Origin of the sequence: Salinibacterium sp. PAMC 21357 (assembly GCF_000247645.1) — a bacterium.
Classification (GTDB): domain Bacteria; phylum Actinomycetota; class Actinomycetes; order Actinomycetales; family Microbacteriaceae; genus Rhodoglobus.
Map to the genome: position 1 here is coordinate 379,079 of NZ_AHWA01000006.1, position 16,083 is coordinate 395,161.

Annotated in this window: 10 protein-coding genes and 1 pseudogene; 7 read left to right on the forward strand and 4 right to left on the reverse strand. The window is 60.7% G+C overall.

Features of this window, described 5'->3' with window-relative positions:
* The first annotated feature begins 23 nt into the window (after nt 1-23).
* From ON14_RS14400 to ON14_RS16445, 3 genes and pseudogenes are all read left to right on the forward strand, one after another.
* Nucleotides 24-3,125 carry an ATP-dependent helicase gene (locus tag ON14_RS14400; RefSeq protein WP_010206186.1) on the forward strand — a complete coding sequence of 1,034 codons (3,102 nt, stop codon included), beginning with the start codon at nt 24-26 and terminating at the stop codon, nt 3,123-3,125.
* Nucleotides 3,122-5,379 (forward strand): annotated as a pseudogene (locus ON14_RS16440) (ATP-dependent helicase); the annotation flags it as partial. The gene ON14_RS14400 and the pseudogene ON14_RS16440, both read left to right, overlap by 4 nt.
* A gap of 444 nt (nt 5,380-5,823) precedes the next feature.
* Nucleotides 5,824-6,432, forward strand: coding sequence for a PD-(D/E)XK nuclease family protein (locus ON14_RS16445; RefSeq protein ID WP_237719750.1), 609 nt, complete (start codon nt 5,824-5,826; stop codon nt 6,430-6,432).
* Here the strand turns inward: ON14_RS16445 and ON14_RS14410 are convergent.
* Nucleotides 6,429-7,277 (reverse strand): LysR substrate-binding domain-containing protein, encoded by an 849-nt coding sequence (locus ON14_RS14410; RefSeq protein ID WP_010206187.1) that lies wholly within the window; start codon nt 7,275-7,277, stop codon nt 6,429-6,431. The two genes, ON14_RS16445 and ON14_RS14410, sit on opposite strands and share 4 nt — an antisense overlap.
* Nucleotides 7,278-7,365: 88 nt before the next feature.
* On the opposite strand from ON14_RS14410, the gene ON14_RS14415 reads away from it, so the two are divergent.
* On the forward strand, nt 7,366-8,820 hold the full coding sequence (locus tag ON14_RS14415; protein WP_202800982.1) for an MFS transporter: 1,455 nt from the start codon (nt 7,366-7,368) through the stop codon (nt 8,818-8,820).
* A 64-nt stretch (nt 8,821-8,884) separates the two neighbouring features.
* Here the strand turns inward: ON14_RS14415 and ON14_RS14420 are convergent, their stop codons facing one another.
* Nucleotides 8,885-9,886, reverse strand: a complete 1,002-nt coding sequence (locus ON14_RS14420) for a phosphotransferase (RefSeq protein WP_010206189.1) — start codon at nt 9,884-9,886, stop codon at nt 8,885-8,887.
* A gap of 67 nt (nt 9,887-9,953) precedes the next feature.
* On the opposite strand from ON14_RS14420, the gene nudC reads away from it, so the two are divergent.
* Nucleotides 9,954-10,880, forward strand: coding sequence for an NAD(+) diphosphatase (gene nudC / locus ON14_RS14425; RefSeq protein WP_010206191.1), 927 nt, complete (start codon nt 9,954-9,956; stop codon nt 10,878-10,880).
* Entirely contained in the window at nt 10,877-12,574 is a 1,698-nt protein-coding gene (locus ON14_RS14430; protein WP_010206192.1) for an ATP-dependent helicase, read from the forward strand. The genes nudC and ON14_RS14430 overlap by 4 nt, the downstream gene beginning before the upstream one ends.
* Here ON14_RS14430 and ON14_RS14435 read toward each other — a convergent pair.
* Nucleotides 12,489-13,379: a hypothetical protein gene (locus tag ON14_RS14435; RefSeq protein WP_010206193.1), complete on the reverse strand. Its 891-nt coding sequence runs from the start codon at nt 13,377-13,379 to the stop codon at nt 12,489-12,491. The two genes, ON14_RS14430 and ON14_RS14435, sit on opposite strands and share 86 nt — an antisense overlap.
* Before the next feature lie 89 nt (nt 13,380-13,468).
* Entirely contained in the window at nt 13,469-14,812 is a 1,344-nt protein-coding gene (locus ON14_RS14440; RefSeq protein WP_010206196.1) for a zinc-dependent metalloprotease, read from the reverse strand.
* A gap of 108 nt (nt 14,813-14,920) precedes the next feature.
* Here ON14_RS14440 and ON14_RS14445 point away from each other — a divergent pair, with 108 nt between their 5' ends.
* Nucleotides 14,921-16,033 (forward strand): YlbL family protein, encoded by a 1,113-nt coding sequence (locus ON14_RS14445; RefSeq protein ID WP_010206201.1) that lies wholly within the window; start codon nt 14,921-14,923, stop codon nt 16,031-16,033.
* Nucleotides 16,034-16,083: the final 50 nt, after the last annotated feature.

Genomic DNA, 16,083 nt, shown 5'->3' on the forward strand with positions numbered 1-16,083 from the left:
GCGCATCCAGATAACGTTGATTCATGGTCACCTTGCCCCCGGGGCGCGCGGATATCTCGGCTCCCGAGCCGCACACTCTCGACGCTTCCCAACGCGCCGTCGTCTCGCTCAACGATGGCGTCAGCGCGATCGTGGTCGGTGCACCGGGCTCCGGCAAAACTGAAACTCTTGTCGAAGTAGTTGCCGAGCGAGTGCACGATCGCGGCTGGTCACCCGAGCAAATTGTGGTGCTATCGGCGACCCGCCAGAGTGCAACCGCTTTGCGTGATCGTCTGGCGGTCCGCCTCGATGTGCCGACCCTGGGGCCGATGGCGCGCACCGCCAACTCTCTCGCCTTCGAAGTGATTCGCGAGGCTGCCGCGGTGGCCGGCGATGGTGCACCCACGCTGCTCACCGGCGCCGAACAAGACCAGATCATCGCGGAGCTCCTGGCAGGCGAGATCGCGGACGGCGGTGGCGCACCCTGGCCGCCCCACCTCGATACCGAGGTTCGCCGCCTGCGCGGGTTCCGCACTGAGTTGCGCGATCTCATGATGCGCTGTGTCGAATTTGGAGTTACACCCCACGAACTCGCGCAGTTGGGCGAACGCACTGACCGGCCGGAATGGGTGGCGGCATCCGCCTTCATCTCGGTGTACGACGCAGTGAAGGCCAGCTACCGTGATCGACACTTCGATGCCAGCGAGTTGTTAGCTGAGGCTGCCGCGCTCATCGCAGAGGGGCACTACGCCGCAATTGATCGTTTGCGTTTGGTCATCGTGGATGACGCCCACGAACTCACTGAAGCCACAATTTCATTGCTGCGCGCGCTTGCCAGTCGCGGCATTACGATTATCGGGTTCGGCGACCCTGACCTCACAACAGGATCCTTCCGGGGCGCACAACCTGCGGTGCTCGCAGCGTGGGCCGGGAGGCTTCAGCTCGACAACTGCCAGACACTTTTTCTCTCGTCGGTGCATCGGCACAGCGCTGCGCTTCGGCACACCATCACAGAGTTGACTCAGCGCATCGGAGTTTCGGGGCTGCTCGAGCAGCGCAAGTCGCCAGCGGTCGCAACGGCGCCGTCGAGCATCCACAGTTATCAATTGGCGAGTCCCGCCGAAGAGGTTGCCTTCATCGCCCGTCACTTGCGCGAGAAGCACGTGCTTGAGTCAGTTCCGTGGTCGCGCATGGCCGTTATCGTGCGTACCGGCTCGTTGATTCCGTCGCTAGCACGCCAGCTGCGCACGCTCGAAGTGGTGACGAGCGTGTCGAGCGCCCGCAGTGCGGTGCGTGACGAGTTCAGCGTAAACGGGTTGATCGTATTGCTGGAGCTTGCGCTGGGTCGGCGAACGCTGGACGCGGCATCAGCGGTAGAGCTACTGAGTAGTTCCGTCGGTGGTTTTGATCCGGTCTCTCTGCGGCGGTTGAAAGCAGCGCTGCGTCATGAGGCGCTCGGCGCCGAAATTTTTGACCCCGCCGATGAACTTATTGCGCAGGCCCTCTCCGCGCCAGCAGGCTTCACGACCATCGAAACTCGGGTGGCCCGACAGGCTGCAGCGGTGGCCAAGAATCTGCGCGAAACGGCGGCGGCCGCTGATGCCGGTGACACTATCGAAGAACTGTTGTGGGGCACTTGGCAGCGCAGTGGGCTCGCGGATCGGTGGTTTACCCAAGCCCTCGGCTCTGGGGTGGTCGCCGAAGAAGCCAACCGGCACCTTGATGCTGTCGTTGCTTTGTTCTCGGCCGCGAAGCGTTTTGTGGAGCGCCGTCCGGATGCCCCGGCTAACGTTTTTCTCAATGACTGGCTCTCGGCCGATGTCGCAGAAGACACGCTTGCCGCACGCTCGATTGTTGACTCGGTGACCGTCGGAACGCCGGCATCCGTCATCGGCCAGGAGTTCGATGTTGTTGTCATCGCGGGGATGCAAGAAAACGTGTGGCCCAACCTGCGCGTGCGGGGTTCACTTTTGGGGGCACACGATCTGCCTCGCGTCTTGGCGGGGGAGAAGCTCGCGGTAGCCGACCGCCGCCGTGAGGTTTTGCATGACGAACTGCGCATGTTTACGCAGGCGGTATCGCGGGCAACAAGCGAAGTGATTGTCACCGCGGTCGAGGGCGACGACAACATGCCGTCTCCATTCTTGACGCTGATTCCTACCCCGGATGAGCCGATGCGGGCTCGACCACCGCTCAGCTTGAGGGGGCTCGTTGGTGTGCTGCGTCGTGAATTGACGACGACCACTAACCCGGCCGCCGCCGCGGCATCGCTCGCTCGCCTCGCACAGGAGGGTGTGCCCGGTGCCGATCCCAGTGCTTGGTACGGGCTGCGCGAGCCGAGCACGCTTGCGCCATTGGTCGATCTGAGCGATCCAGAAGCCGAAGTTCGCATTTCGCCGTCGCGCATGGAATCGTTCGAGAGCTGCCCACTTCATTGGGCCATCGACCAGTTGGGCGGATCGACCTCCAACGTTGCATCAAACCTGGGCACGCTCATTCACGAGGTTGCAGAAACGGCCACAGATTTCAGTGCAGATGCCCTCTACCGTGAGGTCGAAGAACGGTGGAGTGAAATGAGTTTCGAAGCCTCGTGGCAGTCAGAAGCCGAAAAGCTGCGAGCTCGCAAACTGACCGAACACTTGGCTACCTATTTGCGCGACTTCGAAGCAGACGGGGGAAAGCTCATCAGCAACGAGATGCAGTTCAAGCTGCCACTCGAGCAAGCGCTGCTCAGTGGAAAAATCGACCGCGTCGAAATGTATGGCGGAACAACCGCAGTGATCGTTGACCTCAAGACGGGCAAGAGCGAACCATCCACCGATAGCGCTGTGGCCGATCATCCACAACTCGCGGCGTACCAACTGGCATTCGCCGCGGGAGCCATCGAAGGCGTACCTGACGGGCTCGTCAACGGCGGCGCCAAGCTCGTCGTGCTCTCGCCGTCTGCCAAAACGCGTGACTACGTCGACCCGAAACAGGCCCCGATGACCGAGGAGCAACTCGAAGCCTTTCGACAAAGAGTGATAGACGACGCCACAGGTATGGCGTCAAACGTGTTCGTGGCTCGAGTGAGCAGCCACTGCACCGATCCGTGGAGCTTCGGCAATTGCCGCATTCACGTTGTACCGGCGGTGAGTGCACGATGATCTCCTCCGTCGATCTCGCCGGCCTCCTAGGCATTCACGCGCCGACAGCGCAGCAGCAAGTCGTCATCGAAGCACCCCTGTCTCCCGCCCTCGTAGTTGCTGGTGCCGGGAGCGGAAAAACTGACACGATGGCCAGCCGCGTGGTGTGGCTCGTGGCCAACAATCTCGCCACCCCTGACCAAATTTTGGGCCTCACCTTCACACGCAAGGCTGCCGGTTCGCTCAGCAAACGCGTCAGCGAGCGCATCGCGATCTTGCGTGAGGTGCAAAGCCGGCACCCAGAACGATTTGAGGCCACCCCCGAGACCTCGTCGATCGAGTTTGATCAACCCACCATCTCGACCTACAACTCGTTCGCCAGCGCGCTCTTCACCGAGAACGCTCTCCTCATCGGTCGCGAGCCAGAATCGACTCTGCTTAACGATCCGTCATCGTGGCAGTTGGCGCGCAAACTCGTAGTCGCAAGCACCGATGAACGCCTCATTGGGCTCGAAAAGTCAATCAATGCCCTCACCGAGGCAGTGCTGAATCTCAGTCACGCCCTGAGCGACAACGTGGCAAACGCCGACGATGTCGCCGCCTACGCCGAGCGTTTCACCCAACTCTCCGAACTGCCGTTCTCCGACAGCGCCCGCAAAAAGACCCCCTACGTTTCTGTCGTTGAAGCGGTGAACGAGGTCGGTTCACTCGCACCATTGCTCGCTCTTGCTGTGCAGTACGCGCAGCAAAAACGTCAGCAGGGTTTGCTCGAATTCAGTGACCAAGTTGCTCTTGCCCTCGAAGTGAGCGAACGCTCGGCCGACGTTGTTGAGCACTACCAAGATCGCTACCGCGTCGTGCTCCTCGACGAATATCAAGACACCAGCGTTGTGCAAACGCGCTACTTGCCCGGCTATTTAGCAATCATTCGGTGATGGCCGTTGGCGACCCCCATCAATCAATTTATGGATGGCGTGGGGCCAGCGCCGCCAACCTGGCTCGCTTCAGCCGCGACTTCACCGACAACGCCGATGCTCAATACTTTGCGCTCTCAACGAGTTGGCGCAACGCCACGAGCGTGCTCGATGCCGCAAACGTCATCGTCGAGCCGCTGAGCGCGCGCTCGCCCGTGCGGGTGGAATCACTGGATGCACGCCCGGCAGCCCCCGAAGGCACCATCGACTCCCACTATTTTGAGCACATTGACGACGAAGCTCGAGGCGTCGCCAAATGGTTTGCGCGAGCACTCGCGCCGCAGGCGTGGAATCACTACGACCCAGACCCCGAGGCTGCCGCACCTTCGCCGCCGACTGCCGCCATCCTGTTCCGCCGCCGTAGCGACATGGATCGGTTCGCCGCGGCGCTCGGTGCCGAAGACGTTCCGTACCACGTGCTAGGAATCGGCGGGCTCCTGTCCACCCCTGAAATTGTTGACCTCGTGAGCGCGCTCACCGTAATCCACGATCCCACGGCGGGGTCGGAGCTGATCCGCCTGCTGGCGGGCGCGCGCTGGTCGATAGGAACAAGCGATCTGCAGGCGCTCGCCGGACTGTCTCGCTGGCTGCTGAGCCGATCAGTGACACAACAAGAGCTGAGCGCAGAAATCCAACAGCACATGCGGGCGTCTGTTGCGGTGGACGATTCGGCATCCATTGTGGATGCTCTCGACTTTGTCGGCGAAGCACCAGCCACCCATTCGCAACTTCAGGGCTTTAGCGATGAAGGGGTCGCGCGGCTCAAAGCAGCGGCTAAACAGCTAGCATTTTTCCGGTCGCGGGCCGGGCTTGACCTTGGCGATCTCGTGCGGCTTCTTGAACAAGAACTCTTGCTCGATATTGAGGTTGTCGCCAGTCGCCCGCAAGCCCACGGAATGGCGAACCTCTACGCCTTCCATGACGAACTGGCCGGTTTTCTGGCCAGTGACGATCAGGCCAACCTGGGCAGCTTTCTATCCTGGCTTCGACGTGCAGTTCAGCAAGACATGATGGGCCCGCGCAGTGATGATGCAGAAGCGGGCACCGTGCAGTTGCTCACCATTCATGCCTCGAAGGGCTTGGAATGGGATCTCGTTGCCCTCCCGCGCCTGTCCGCCGGAGAAGTGCCAGCGACATCGCGAGAAGGAAAAGGGTGGATCGGTTTCGGCAAGCTGCCGTTCGCGTTCCGCGGAGACGCCGCGGAACTCCCCGAACTCGCGTGGGAGAGCGCGAGTTATCAGTCCGAGTTTGACGCTTCGCTCAAAGGATTCAAGGCGGCCCTTGCTGAGCGTCACCAGGCAGAAGAGCGTCGCCTTGGCTACGTTGCCATCACTCGTGCCCGCGATAATTTGCTGCTCACCGGATCGTTTTGGTCGAGTCGAAGCAAACCCCAAGCACCCAGCATCTTCTTGCAAGAGCTTGACGAGCGCGGTTTGATTCCTGAGTTGCCCACCGAACCGGAGAACGACGAAAACCCCACCTTTACCGATATCGTCGATCCGCTTTGGCCCTTTGATCCGCTCGGCAACCGCCGCACGAGCGTTGAGACTGCCGCCCAACTAGTGCGCACGGCCGACCCCGGAGCCGAAGGCCTGTGGTCTCACGAAATTGACCTGCTCGTGGCCGAGCGCAACCGGGCCGCCAGCGAAGCCCAACGCACACCACTGCCGCAACGAATTCCGGCCTCCCGGTTCAAGGACTACATTGCCGACCCCGAAGCTGTCGCCCTGTCGTTACGCCGACCGATGCCCGAAAAGCCCTACCGCGCAACGCGATTGGGAACGCAATTTCACGAATGGGTGGAAGCCCGTTTTGGCACTTCAGCATCCGCCGAAACGCTTGATGCTGTGTCGCTCGAGATCGATGGCGTCGATACCGATGGCGTTGCGGATGCCGAAAAGCTTGCCGAGCTGCAGGCCACATTCGAACGCTCAGCGTGGGCAACGCGAAAGCCGGTCGACGTAGAGATCGAGATTCACGTTCCCTTTGACGACCGTGTGGTGATTTGCAAGATCGATGCCGTGTATTCCGATGGAGACCGCTACGAGATTGTCGACTGGAAAACGGGCCGCGCCCCACAGGATGCCGTCGATCTTGAAGCTAAGCAGTTGCAGCTGGCGCTCTACCGTTTGGCGTATGCGCAGTGGAAAAATATCACCCCCGACAAGATCGATGCCGCGTTCTACTTTGTCGCCGAAGACACGGTGATTCGCCCCGAACACATCTTTAGCGAAAGCGAATTGCGCGAGGCCTGGGGCCGGTCGGTGGGAACAGCTCCGAGTTTTAGTGGCGGCACCGGCACCAGAACCAGCACTAACAGCGGCACCGGCAGCGTAAGCGAGCAGGTCAGTTAGAGCAGCGCGGGTCGGCTCAAAATTGCGGTGCTGAGCGCGTCGATGGGGTCCCGGGCTGCGAGCGGGTTGTCGAGTAGAACGAAGTCGACGTCGCCGAGCTCCGGCAACTCAAGAGTGGCAGGGAGCTGGGCGAGGTCGGCCGGAATAAGCGACTGCGGAAATACCGCGATGCCAATTCCGGCACGCACGGCGGCGAGAGCACCATTCACTTCTTTCACGTTGCAGGTAATTCGCCACGTGCGTCCGTTCGCCTCGAGGGCGCGCATTGCATAGGTGCGGCCCAAGCTGGGTGCTTGGTACACGATCAAGGGAACGGGCGCGCCTGGCTCTAGCGCGGTGCTTTTGTGGCCCATCCACACCATCCGGTCGCGGCGCACAAGACGCCCACCTTCCATGCCAGCGTCTTGCTTGACGAAGATCAGATCGAGTTGGCCGGCATGCAGGCGGCGCACGAGTGCTCCACTCTGACTGACCGTGAGCTCAAGATTGATTTGGGGGTATAACTGTCGAAAGTTGCGCAGAATGCCCGGCAGCTCGTTGAGTGCAAGATCATCGGCCGAGCCGAATCGCAACCGCCCCCGCATCGCGGAGCCCGTGAAGTACTTCATTGCCTGATCTTGTTCGGCCAAAATAGCGCGCGCAAAGCCGAGCATCGCTTCGCCGTTGTCGGTGAGTGATACGGCGCGAGTATCCCGCACGACGAGAATGCGGCCAGCGGCGGCCTCAAGTTTGCGAATGTGTTGGCTGATGGTCGGTTGGCTCAGCGTCAGCGTTCGGGCGGCGTCCGTAAAACTGAGAGTGTCGGCGAGAGCGACGAAAGATTTCAACAGCACCGGGTCGAACACAATCACCTCATTACGAAACGTAATCGAATTTATAGGCTCGATTATGCACTGGAATGACAGCGGAGACAATACGGTTATCTCTGTGGCTATGACATCTGAGACCTCTCCGGCAACTGTGCCTATCTCGGCTGTAATGTCTCGCCCCCTCTGGCGCGACACGTTTAGTTCGCTACGGCTGCACAACTACCGGCTCTATGTGATCGCTCAGTTCATTGCCTACACTGCCGCGTGGGTTCAACGTATTGCTGTCGACTGGCTAGTTCTGGAACTCACCGGCAACGTTGCGTTGGTGGGGCTCACCATCGCCATCCAGTTCACTCCCACCATCATTCTTGGCGCCTACGCTGGCGTCATTGCCGACCGTTTCGATAAGCGGGCCACACTCATGGTCGCTCAGTCGATCATCGGGGCGCTCAGTCTTGCTCTCGCCATCGTCACGATTATGGGAGTGGCGCAGCTCTGGCTTGTCTACCTGCTGGTCTTGCTCATGGGCATCATCCAAGTCTTCGACAACCCCGCGCGTGCTGTCTTTGTCAACGAACTCGTCGGGCCGCGCCACTTGCGCAACGCCATCAGCCTCAACGCCTCGATCTTTCATTCCGGAGCCTTCTTGGGGCCAGCACTGAGTGGTGCCCTCATCGTGGCCGCGGGTTCAGGGTGGGCCATTGGAATCAATGCCGTGGCGGTCGTCATCGGTGTCATCATCCTCGCGTCGATGCGCAAGAACGAGCTGTTGATCGCCCCACGCGCTCCAGAATCCAAGGGACAAATTCGCGAAGCGATGCGGTACATCCGCAACAAGCCCACACTATTTTGGACAATGGTGATGGTCTTCGTTGTTGCCGTCTTTGGAATGCCGATGCCGACACTTCTCGCGGCGATGGCCAACACCGTGTACGGAACCGGCGCCAGTGGTTACGGTCTCTACAATTCGTTGGCCGCGATTGGAGCACTGCTCGGAGCCCTCGCTTCAGCGCGCCGAGCAAGTCTGCGTCTGCGCACGATCATCTTTGGCGCGGTGCTCTACGGCTTGATGATGATGCTCGCCGGCATTGTGCCGATCTACGGGCTATTCCTGGGCGTACTCATCGGTATCGGACTCAGCCGCCTGCTGCTGATGACCGCCGCCGAAACGATGGTGCAGTTGTCATCGAACCTGGTGATTCGTGGTCGCGTGATGGCGTTCTGGGTGATGGTAATTCTCGGGGGCCAGGCCATCGGTGGCCCTTTGATGGGCACTATCGCCGAGCTGCTGGGTGCCAAGGTGGCATTCATCATCGCGGGCGGAGTGCCAGCCGCCGTCGCGATTGCAATTTCCGTCGTCTTGGCGCGATCAGGACGACTCACCGTTAAGGTGGCTCCGCGCCGCAAAGGACACTGGGTCGCGATTGTGCCGCGGCACCAGTCACGAGCCATTACCGAGCCGATCACCATCATCGATGCGGATGCCGCGCAAGCGCCAGTTCCGCGCAACAAATTGCGCAGGTTGCGGTCGACTCTCACACGCTCGGCGCGTGCCCGACGCACCGATCACGACGACTAGTGGCGACCGCACTCGCGAGGATCAGACGAACCCGCGTTAGATCCGCCCGCACTCTTCGCGGCAGTTAGACCGCGTGGTTGTTTTTGCGCAGCATGGCTTCGACCTCGTCGACCGCCATCGTGGGCATCGTGTTGGTGCTGATCGGGTTCATGACATCGTCACGGATATCGTCGAGCAGCGTCGTCAGCATTTCGACCGCATCGTCCACTACTTCGGTGCTGCGCACCTCGGTGCCGTGCAGCAACCACTTGGCGACGGAGAGCTCGGCATAGAACGTTGCGCGCTGCTTGAGTTGACGGTCGCCAGCTCCGCGGGCATCCGCGTACGCTCCAAAGGCTGAATCGATGATGGCGTCATTGCGGGGGCCGAGAAGCCACTGCAGATCTGTCGCCGGGTCGCCAACTTTGACGTCCTGCCACCCCAGTACACCGGTGACGACGTTATCGGCGGTCAAGAATGAGTCAGATACTAACGAGCCGTTGATGACGGTCGGTTGAAACTGCCAGAGTTTGGAGTCTTCAGTTGCTCCACGCCAGCGCTCGAGAAGCGCGGCGGGAACCAGCTTGGTGGATGCAGCCCTGTCGATGATCGAGATGCAGGCACGCAGGCTTTCGCCGGCGGTCTGCACGGGGAGCCCGGCATCCGCCACAAAGCTGGTGGGCAGGCTGTGGATCGCGGCAATGGCGCTACCGATCGATGCCGAGAGCGAGCCCGAGCCGGTGGTGTACGAACGCATCGGAATTTTGCTGCCGTAAACGAATTCATAAACGATGCCGCGCGTCTGACCAACCGGAACTTGACCGGCGTAGCTGGTGACGGCGAACGGCAGTCGGGTGCGCACGCCGGCGCTCAGCGCGCGCAGTGCTACGAGGTCTGCTGATTGCACGTTTTCTGCAGATGCGTTGCGGGGCACTCGAATAATCCAGTGCTTTCCGTCGCGCCCAGTGACGAGCGCGGAGTCGAAGTCGTTGCCGTTGCCGGTGCCGAACGGAGCGGCTGCGGCAACGTCGAGTCCCTCGACAGCAGAGGTCGCCAGCGCGGCTAGAGTGAGATGTGATCTGGCCATACCATTCAGGGTAGGTCGGTCTGGCGTGCATTTGCCGCACGCCACGCAGTTGGGACGGGGTCGATACATGTCACAGGCTTTTCTTTCGCGGCTGCCGCTGTCGCGATATGAGATAGATCGTGACCATCTTGCTCGAGAAGATCCTCGTCTTCTTGATCGGTTGTGGCGCGATTCCGCGACTCGAGTGTTGCCGATCTTTGCCGGTTCCGCATTGCTGGCAGCCGATGGTTCTTTGGCGCTGTTGCACCCGGATGCCATCGAACGTGGCCACACGAGCGTCTACCTCGGGCGTTCAATGTCGACGACGAGCCCCGAGCCCGTTGGCACTCCCATCGTCACCGTTGAGCTTGACGATGCCGGGCATTTTGCTGAAGCGAACTGGGGAAATCTGCGCAGCATTGCGACTCAGCTGAGTGATCGGGATGCTGGCCTCTTCACTGAGGCCTTGGCAATTCTCAACTGGCATTCCTCCCACCTCTTTTCCCCACGCACTGGCGAGCCGACCGTTGTCGAGAAGGCGGGCTGGGTTCGTCGAGATGTCGCCTCCAAGCTTGAAGTGTTTCCGCGTACCGACCCAGCGATCATTGTCGGAGTCACCGACCAAAACGATCGACTGCTGTTGGGCTCGAACGCACTGTGGGAATCCAACCGCTACTCGCTACTGGCGGGGTTCGTCGAACCGGGCGAGTCACTGGAGTCGGCCGTTCAGCGCGAAATTCTGGAAGAGTCCGGCGTTCCGGTAGTCGATCCCGTCTATCTTGGCAGCCAGCCGTGGCCCTTTCCGGCATCGCTCATGCTCGGATTCACCGCATCCGTCGCCCCCGGCTTCACCGGTTTGGGCACTCCCGATGGAACAGAAATTCTCGACCTGCGGTGGTTTAGCCGTGACGAACTCGCGGCCTCTCTGCATGAGATTCGTCTGCCAGGGCACTCGTCGATTGCCCGGGCGATTATCGAGCACTGGTACGGACAACCGATTGACGAACAACCGTGACGCTGGAGGCAAACGCCCTGCTCGACGCCCTCGATGAGGGCCAACGCCAGGCCGCCGAAGCATTACTCGGGCCGGTGTGCCTGCTGGCGGGTGCCGGAACGGGTAAGACGCGGGCGATTACTCACCGCATCGCCTACGGTGTAGCAACGGGCGTCTACCCGCCCAGCCGGGTGATGGCATTGACCTTCACCAATCGCGCCGCGGGCGAACTGCGCGGTCGACTGCGCACTCTCGGCGCAGAAGGAGTGGCCGCTCGAACCTTCCACGCTTCAGCGCTCTCTCAATTGAACGCATTCTGGCCGCAAACCATCGGCGGAACAATGCCGAGGCTGCTTGAGGGCAAAGCGCGCATGATTGCGCACGCCGCCGACACCGTAAAGCTCAAACTCGACACAGCGACGCTGCGGGATGTCGCGGCAGAGATTGAATGGCGCAAAACCTCCCGCATGTCGATCGAACAGTATGCGGATGCCGGCAGAACGGTGCCTGCTGCCCTCACTATCGATCGAATGGTGGCGTTGCAGACGGCGTATGAGGCAACTAAAGATGCCCGCCGCCAGATCGATTTCGAAGATGTGTTGTTGGCCGCCGCCGGAATGATTGAGGCTGAGCCGCGAATCGCGCAACAGGTGCGAGAGCAGTACCGCTTTTTTGTCGTTGATGAATATCAGGACGTCTCACCGCTTCAGCACGAGCTCTTGCGCTTATGGGTGGGGGAGCGGGACGACCTTTGTGTTGTCGGCGACGTCAGCCAGACCATTTACTCCTTCGCCGGCGCGAGCCCCGATTTCTTGTTGCGATTCGCTTCTCATCATGAGAACGCTGTTGTGTTGCGGCTGGAACGCAATTACCGCTCTACGCCAGAGATCGTGCACACCGCCAACAAGTTGATGGCCAATCAGCCCGGGGCGCTGACGTTGCAATCGGCAACGACCGAGCACTCCGCAATTCCCGCGGTTACCGCCTTTGACGACGACCAGTCCGAAGCTGCTGCGGTTGCCGAGGCAATCGCCGGTCAAATTGCGGCCGGAACAAGCCCGGAAGAGATCGCCGTGCTGTATCGCATCAACGCGCAGTCACAATCGATCGAAGCGGCACTGGCTGCTGCCGGAGTTCCCTTTTTGGTGCGCGGTGCTACGAGGTTCTTTGACCAGCGTGAGGTCAAGGAGGCAATCATGTTGCTGCGGGGAGCATCCATCACCACGGCCACCGAGCCCCTCTTCAAATCGGTCAGCGACGTGTTGCGGTCTATCGGATGGTCCCAAGAGCCTCCACAGAGCGCTGGTGCCGTTCGCGACCGCTGGGAATCCCTGAACGTGATCATGCGGTTGGCGGAGGTCGCCCCAGAAGAGATGACGCTTCGTGAGTTTGTGGCTGATCTTGTTGACCGTCAGAGCAGCAATAACGAGCCATTGCGGTCGGCGGTGAACCTCGCCACGTTGCATTCGGCCAAGGGCTTGGAATGGGACTGCGTGCATATCGTCGGGCTCAACGAAGGCCTATTGCCCATCAGCTACGCGCGCACGCCGGAAGCAATTGATGAAGAACGGCGATTGTTGTACGTCGGCATCACGCGTGCTCGACGCTCACTCGGGCTGTCGTGGTCGGCTAGCGCGCAAACAGGCCGGGGTGGGCGTCGTGCCCCCAGTCGCTTCCTGGACGATGTGCGCGATCGGACGCAACACTCGCAATAGCGGCCACTTGCTGGCAACCACACTCGGGATGCCGAAAGCGCAGACTTTCATCACGGCGACCAGTGGAGTGATCGATGCGCACCGACGACGTTGCATCGGCCGGAGTCTGATCGAAGACCGTGTAGCCAACGCGCCCCAAGCGGTGAAGTGCCATACGACTGGCCTCAGCGGCGGCCTCGGCGATCAAGACAGGGGATTCCGCAAGCGAGGTGCGGCCCATGAGCTGGGTCGCGATTGCTGGCCACGCTGCATCGGCATCGCGGCGGTGCAACTCGACGCAGAGTAGGCAGCCAGTAATTCCGGGAGTCACGACCGGGCCAATTTCGGCAGCGGAATCTGAGATCACTACCGGCATGTGGGGAACATCGCGGCGTAACCAGTGAGAGTGCACCGACGGGGCGATCACAAAATGTCCGACCAGAATCGCAAGATCGGGGTCGGGGTTCGCCAGCTCATCCGCGTGTTCAGCGACGCTAACGCTCACGCCACTTGCTGCGAGAACGCGGGCGATTGATTCGACGAGGGAACCGGCGCCGAGCACGGCAACGTGCGCGGTTGGTGCCTGTGGTGGTGTTGCAATGAGTACTCGAGCGAGCGCATCGAGCAGGTCATGACATTCGTCAGGATGCGACCGTGCCAGCATTTCGATTCCGCTGCGGCTGATGCCAGCAACGAGCCCAGCAAGAATTTTCTCTTGGACAGCGGTGACGTGGGGTAGCACAACGGCGGGCGGGTCGATGCCAAACTGGGCGCTTGTGGGGGAGCGCCACACCAAGGGTAGTCGGGGGTCTACGCGCAAGATCATGTGCCAATTCTGCACACTGTCCGATTGGTCAGTGCGAAGATTCCACAGGCCTCAAAAAGACCGCGCCACCTCCAGCGTGCGTGAGCGACCTAGGAGTTGTCGTCTTCGTGCGGGCGGTCACCCGATTCGTCGTTCAAGAGCGCGTCAATAGCCTGATCAACGTCATCAGGCGTGCTGCCGCCATCGCGAAGACGAGCCACGAGCGCTGCCGGGTCGTCGATATCGGCACCAGTAGGCATCAAATCGGGGTGCGACCACAGCGCATCACGCTGTTCTGCGCCCAGCTCATCGGTCACGTGTTGCCACATTGCTGCAGCCTCTCGGAGTCGCCGTGGTCGAAGCTCGAGACCAACGAGAGTGGCGAAAGCAGACTCCGCCGGCCCGCCCGAGGCCCGGCGGCGGCGAACTGTCTCGGCAATCGCGCCGCGTGCTGGCAGCCGTGTTGTCGCTGCCGCAGTAACTACGTCTACCCAGCCCTCAACAAGAGCAAGCACCGTCTCGAGGCGTTCGAGCGCGTGCTTCTGCTCTTCACTCTTCGGCGGAATAAGCGAGCCATTAGTCATGGCGTCGCGCAACTCTTCGGGGTTGCTGGGGTCAAAGCCGTTGGCAAGTTCAGCGATCGCATCTGAATCGATGTGGATGTCGTGGGCATAAGCAGTGATCGAGGTGAGCAACTGCAGGCGCAGCCACCGCGCGTGCCGGAATAGCCGGGCGTGCGCGAGCTCGCGCACGGCCAAGTAGAGGTGAATTTCTTCGTCAGGGATGTCGAGACCATTGCCAAACGCAAAGACGCTCTGGGGGATCAGCGCGGCTTGCTGCTCATCGAGCAGCGGAATGCCGATGTCGCCACCAGAGACAACCTCGCTAGAGAGCTGACCGACAACCTGGCCAAGCTGCATCGCGAACAGGGTGCCGCCGATGTTGCGCATGACCTTGCTCGCACCGCTGAGCATCTCGTCCATCTCTTCTGGGGCGTTCTGCTTGAGCACATCAGTGAGTGAGTTGGCGATTGAATTGGCTACCGGTTCTGCGAGCTGAGTCCAGATCGGCATCGTGATGGTTACCCACTCGCTGCGGCTGAGCAGCTTGGGCTCGACAGTCAATTCAGAGACGTCGGTGACTTCGTTGAGCCACAGAGAAGCAACGTGAAGGGCCTGCTCGAGTTTGGAGCGTTCAGCGGGCAAAGAGACGACCGTAGTTTGAGACGCAAGATTTTTGGCTTGCTCAAGGGCAATGTCCCAGTTGATGCCATCACCGCTCTTGCCGAGGGCATTCTGGAGTTGACTCAGCAGTTGTTGGATCATCGCCGGATCGTTGGGCAGCCCTGCGGCGGCAGCCAATTTCGAGGGGTCGATCTCTCCATCGCCGGAGAGGAACTCGCGCATCATGTCGCGGAACTCGTCTTCGGAATTATTGTCAGCGTTGTCAGCCATGGATTAACGCTAGCCGCTCGATGCCGTGCGCGGCTGAGTTTTGACCTAGGCTAGTAACTCTTACCGTGCGCCTGTGGCGAACACCGCTTCGACCCCGTAAGGATCTAGGTGGCCCTGTTTACTGATAATCGTCCCGAACCTTCATCGCGCCGCGCCCGAAGTGGCTGGCTGGGATGGCTGATTCTTAGTGTTGCCCTCGTTGGCACACTGCTGGCAACTCTTGTTCCCTCGCCGTACATCATCGAGCAACCGGGGCCTGTCTACGACACCCTGGGTGACGTCGAGATCGCCGGAGAGCTCGTTCCGCTCATCCAGATTCCGGTAGAAACTACCTTCCCCACTGAGGGTGCGCTCGACATGCTCACCGTGAACGTGCGGGGAAACCGTGAGTCACCACTGAGCTGGTTCGAGGTTGGTGCCGCGTTCTTCGACCGCAGTCGTGCGATTGTTCCGGTCGACGCCATTTACCCGATTGGTGTGACGGCCGAAGAGTCGGCTGAAGCTGGCCAGATTCAGATGAACAGCTCGCAGCAAGAAGCTATTGCTGCTGCGCTCTCTGACCTCGACTACGAATTTGATGCCACGCTCACCGTGGCCGAGACATCAGACGGCGGACCATCGGATGGCGTGCTGCTCGCCGGTGACATCATCCGTACCGTAAATGGCGAGGCCTTCGCTGACGTTGCTGGCCTTCGCGATGCGATCGCCGCCAATGGCACAAATGCCCCCGCCGCGATCGTTTTCGACCGTGACGGTGAAGAAATGACCGTTGAGATCACCCCAACCATGACCGAGGGCGATGACGCTATTGCCGTCGTGGGGATCGTAGTCGGCAGTGCGTACAACTTCCCGGTTGATGTAAAGATTCAGCTCGAAAATGTGGGCGGCCCCAGCGCCGGAATGATGTTTGCTCTCGGAATTATCGACAAGCTGACGCCCGGTGCCATCAACGGCGGCGAAGAAATTGCCGGAACCGGAACGATCACAGCAAGCGGCGATGTCGGACCTATCGGCGGCATCCAGCAGAAGATGTACGGTGCCCGCAATGCCGGAGCCAGTTTCTTCTTTGCCCCGATCGAGAATTGCGATGAGGTTACGGGAAATATTCCTAAGGGCCTCACCGTCTACGCAATCGACGACCTCAACGACGCTCTTGTCGCTCTCGCCAGCATTCGTGCCGGGTTGAGCGGCAACGGGCTGCCGTCGTGCGATGCCAGTTGAGCACAACGGGTTGAGCGTCGCCCGATTGACGCTGAGAGCGATCATCCGCC

Coding starts and splice junctions, on each gene's coding strand:
- ON14_RS14400 (WP_010206186.1), top strand. CDS start 24: ATGGTCACCTTGCCCCCGGGGCGCGCGGATATCTCGGCTCCCGAGCCG.
- ON14_RS16445 (WP_237719750.1), top strand. CDS start 5,824: ATGCCCGAAAAGCCCTACCGCGCAACGCGATTGGGAACGCAATTTCAC.
- ON14_RS14420 (WP_010206189.1), bottom strand. CDS start 9,886: ATGGCCAGATCACATCTCACTCTAGCCGCGCTGGCGACCTCTGCTGTC.
- nudC (WP_010206191.1), top strand. CDS start 9,954: ATGTCACAGGCTTTTCTTTCGCGGCTGCCGCTGTCGCGATATGAGATA.
- ON14_RS14415 (WP_202800982.1), top strand. CDS start 7,366: ATGACATCTGAGACCTCTCCGGCAACTGTGCCTATCTCGGCTGTAATG.
- ON14_RS14440 (WP_010206196.1), bottom strand. CDS start 14,812: ATGGCTGACAACGCTGACAATAATTCCGAAGACGAGTTCCGCGACATG.
- ON14_RS14435 (WP_010206193.1), bottom strand. CDS start 13,379: ATGATCTTGCGCGTAGACCCCCGACTACCCTTGGTGTGGCGCTCCCCC.